This window comes from Moorena sp. SIO2C4 (genome assembly GCF_010672485.1).
Taxonomy (GTDB): domain Bacteria; phylum Cyanobacteriota; class Cyanobacteriia; order Cyanobacteriales; family Coleofasciculaceae; genus Moorena; species Moorena producens.
Map to the genome: position 1 here is coordinate 1 of NZ_JAAHGN010000794.1, position 3,607 is coordinate 3,607.

General features: G+C 42.5%; 6 protein-coding genes. 2 read left to right on the top strand and 4 right to left on the bottom strand.

What is annotated here, in order from left to right; all coding sequences use genetic code 11:
* Together F6K20_RS29170 and F6K20_RS29175 are read left to right on the top strand one after the other, a co-directional pair.
* Positions 1-179, top strand: a 179-nt coding sequence (locus tag F6K20_RS29170; RefSeq protein WP_287297031.1) for a permease, incomplete at its 5' end; no start/stop codon positions are given.
* Between the two features lie 55 nt (positions 180-234).
* Positions 235-1,044 carry a TIGR03943 family putative permease subunit gene (locus F6K20_RS29175; RefSeq protein WP_287297023.1) on the top strand — a complete coding sequence of 270 codons (810 nt, stop codon included), beginning with the start codon at positions 235-237 and terminating at the stop codon, positions 1,042-1,044.
* Here F6K20_RS29175 and F6K20_RS29180 read toward each other — a convergent pair.
* From F6K20_RS29180 to F6K20_RS29195, 4 genes are all read right to left on the bottom strand, one after another.
* On the bottom strand, positions 1,004-1,141 hold the full coding sequence (locus tag F6K20_RS29180; RefSeq protein WP_165691825.1) for a hypothetical protein: 138 nt from the start codon (positions 1,139-1,141) through the stop codon (positions 1,004-1,006). The genes F6K20_RS29175 and F6K20_RS29180 overlap by 41 nt on opposite strands.
* A gap of 154 nt (positions 1,142-1,295) precedes the next feature.
* Positions 1,296-1,940 (bottom strand): hypothetical protein, encoded by a 645-nt coding sequence (locus F6K20_RS29185; protein ID WP_287297025.1) that lies wholly within the window; start codon positions 1,938-1,940, stop codon positions 1,296-1,298.
* A complete protein-coding gene (locus F6K20_RS29190) occupies positions 1,900-2,811 on the bottom strand; it encodes a filamentous hemagglutinin N-terminal domain-containing protein (RefSeq protein ID WP_287297027.1) in 912 nt (303 codons plus the stop codon). The genes F6K20_RS29185 and F6K20_RS29190 overlap by 41 nt, the downstream gene beginning before the upstream one ends.
* A 183-nt stretch (positions 2,812-2,994) precedes the next feature.
* A partial coding sequence (locus F6K20_RS29195; protein WP_287297029.1) for an ATP-grasp domain-containing protein occupies positions 2,995-3,607 on the bottom strand: 613 nt, incomplete at its 5' end.

A 3,607-nucleotide genomic window follows, 5' to 3' on the forward strand; every position in this document is an offset into this window, starting at 1 on the left:
TCTCAACCTTTACTAGTGGCTCGTTGTTAGCATTTCTAGTCTTCGGACCAATGATTGACATCAAAGCCATCGGCTTACTGTTATCGGTATTTAAAACCAAGTCAATCATTTACCTATTTCTCATAGCAGGGCAGTTAACATTTTTATTGACTTTGTTTATTAATTTGTATGTTAGTTAGGGAGTAGGGAGTTATAAAATTTTAAATCCTCCTAAAATCCATTGGCTTGTTAATCATGAATCCATCTAAGCATTCAGGACGTTTGTCCAGAAAAAGTTCCTACAGGAGAAACTGGTCAATTCCTCTTTTAGAAGTAATTTCTTTAGCGTTATGGGGAGTTTTATTGTTGAAATACTGGCTAAGTGGTCAGTTAAGCTTATTAATTCATCCCAATTACTTTAGCTTGGTAATTATCACTGGTGTAATTTTATTGTTAATATCAGGCTTGAGGTTATCCCAACTGCTGAAGTTAGAGCGTCAACACCGGTTAGGTAAGGGAGTAACTAGGCCAGCTGCTCAACATACAACCTTATTTCCCCCTAGTTGGAGTAGTGGCTTCCTGATCGCTACGGCAATGGTTGGTTTAATCGTGACACCCAAAGCATTTACTAGCCAAACCGCCCTACACCGGGGTATTGCCGACTCCGCCACCATAACGCGATCGCAACCGCAATCCTTCCGCAGTGCTAGCAATCCTGAAAAGCGCAGCCTAATTGAATGGATCAAGCTTTTGAATGTTTATCCTGAACCAGATGCCTATACCGGTCAAAAGGTAAAAGTAGATGGTTTTGTAGTGATTCATCCTAATCTCCCTCTAGACCATATCTTAATTTCCCGGTTTGTGATTACTTGTTGTGCTGCTGACGCTTATCCTTTAGGTTTGCCAGTTAAACTTACTGAAAACCGTAATTATTATCCGTCCGATACCTGGATCGAAGTTGAAGGTAACATGATTACAGAAACCCTCGATGATAAACGCCAGCTGGTGATTGAAGCCAGTGGGATTAAGAAAATTCCTGAACCGGAAAATCCTTATTATTACTAAAATCTAGGGAGTAGGGAGTAGGGAGTAGGGAGTAGGGAATCGGGAGTAGGGAATCGGGAGTAGGGAATCGGGAGTCGGAAGTCAGAGTTGCGAACATTGAATTTATAATTTACCTCAATTCTCCCCCACTCCCCACACTCCCCACACTCCCCACACTAGACCTCTTGCAAAAATAAATATGAAATCAAAATCTAGCCCTTTTGCCTTTTGCCTTTTGCCTTTTGCCTTGTGTTGACCAAGGTTTATGAGACTTATGCAAGAGGTCTAATAAAGACCGAGCCACCATTCCCTGAAAACCTCTGCTTACTACTATCTATCTCAAACTTCGTAAACTTATCATTGACTAGGTTAGCTACGGGACCGTCACCAGTCAGAATTGAACTAATTTTCAGGGTTTCACTAACTAACGATGGGTTAGCTTGATACTGATTGGTTAACAATACCAGTCCATTCGGTGCTTTAATCTCAATGTTGCCAATTTCGATATTTGCACTAGTAGCAGCAGTCCCAAAATTAGGAGCAAGGTTACCACTATCGGTATTTCCTGGAAAACCTCCCAGTAATGTCCAATCTATACCAGCCCGGATATCGAGGGTAGGTCGCTTACTGCCATCAATCACTACAGAAGTTCTCGCTTCATCGGACAAGGTCACATTAGCCAGACTAGCCAAGAACGGATTGGAATTATTAGGGCTAATCGCATTATCTCCGGTATCGGTAGAGTTAATTTCGATGTCCCCAACGGTAACACTTCCTCCTGCCAAAATATGCAGTGATGCTCCGGTATAGTTTCCTAAACTAACATCTCCATTAGCTAGAATAATGGGATCATTGGGACTGATGAAATTCCCTGGGTTACCATCCAACTGCCTGCTCGATGCTGATATTTCCGCCAACGGTATAGTTAGTATCTCCTGTGATCGGACCCGGCGATCGCAACCGTAAATCGGAACCAACAAATAAACCGCTATCGGAATGGTTCTTTGCTGCAATAGTAATCGACTGATTACCCTGAATTACGAACAAACCACCTGCATTGGCGATAAACGGTTGCGCTACACTATCGCTAATGTTGACTGTATCTTCTGCCAACAGAGTCAAATTCCGACCAGCTTTTAGTTGACCCTGTAAATCCAGATGGCCTGCGGCTAGGGTCAAGTCTTTTCCAGCAGCTAAATTGCCAGCATTTGTAATTGTTGTCCTGGGGTCATATTTGCCATACTGCAATCCTGGGGTAATATTAATCGTTAAGAGTGGTGGGGCTTGTGGGGATGTGGCACTAAACTCCAGCCCATCACCAAATACCAAGCTATTAGCAGTAGACGCAAAAAAGGAACCAGCGACATCTAATTTTGCCTGGGATCCAAACACAATACCATTGGGATTGAGCAAAAACAGATTTGCTGCACCATCTACTCCCAAAGTGCCTAGAATATTGGATAGATTCCCCCCGGTTACCCGGGTTAGAATATTCTCGATCCCAGAGGGATTAGCAAAATAAACCCGTTGCAGTTCTCCGACATTAAATTCCTGGAAACTGTGAAATAAGTTAGCACCTCGTGTTGCGCCACCTTCGATCACATCCCCGATTTCTCCTCGGACAGTGGTATTAGGTATCACCACTGACGATTCATTACCCAATGTCCCATCCGGAACTATGTCAGCCAAGGCATAGTCGGCCAAAACACAGTTTCCCGAAATGGCTAGGGTTACCCCACCTAGGGCCAGCGATATTGCCCTAACCCTGGCTGCAGTGGGTGTGAGCACCGACTTTACTGCTCCCATATTCAGCTTCAAGTTATTGATTGAGATAGCGTTAGGGGAATTTTATCAGTAAATGCCTTCGCGTAATTGTAAGCATTCGGCTATCAGCCATTCCCGTAGCGTGGCCAACGGCCAAGGCCAAAGACTGACTGCTGACTGCTGAGTGCTGACTGCTGACTGCTTACATTAAACATGCTGCCCTATATTTTTGTTTAATTCCATATAAAATTCCTCCTTGTTGGCATTATCTGGGAGCCCAGCTGTTTGGCCATCACCAAGTTCTATAATAATCCACTCATCATTAGTATTCTTAGCAATATCCATGGTGAAAAAATTACTATCTATTGCTTTGGCAACATCAAGAAAAGGCGTAAGGTCTAGTATTGTATCACCATAGTCACCTTCATCCCAATAATTAAACATTTTTACCAATTTACCAAAAACGAAGAATAGTCTGTACTCTTTTGTCAATGGCATACCACTTTTAGAATGTTCCGTTAAAAATTCCAGCTCTTCAAATTTTCGGAACACCAGCCCTTCATTCAAGGCCGAACCTCGCAGCTCTATAAACCTTTCTACTATCTTATTCACGTTCTCTTTATTGGATGCATCTGGAATAAAGCAAGCTTCCTGCCAGTTATGTTTTTCTGATTTTACATAATCCTTGACAATAATAGGAGAGTTGCCAAACTCATCGGTCAGGGAATTAATCACTTCCCAATTATTCATTTCCTGACCCACTGTCCAATTTGATTTTGGAGTTAAAGCATTGATTTTTGGATAATACTCAGGTAAATAG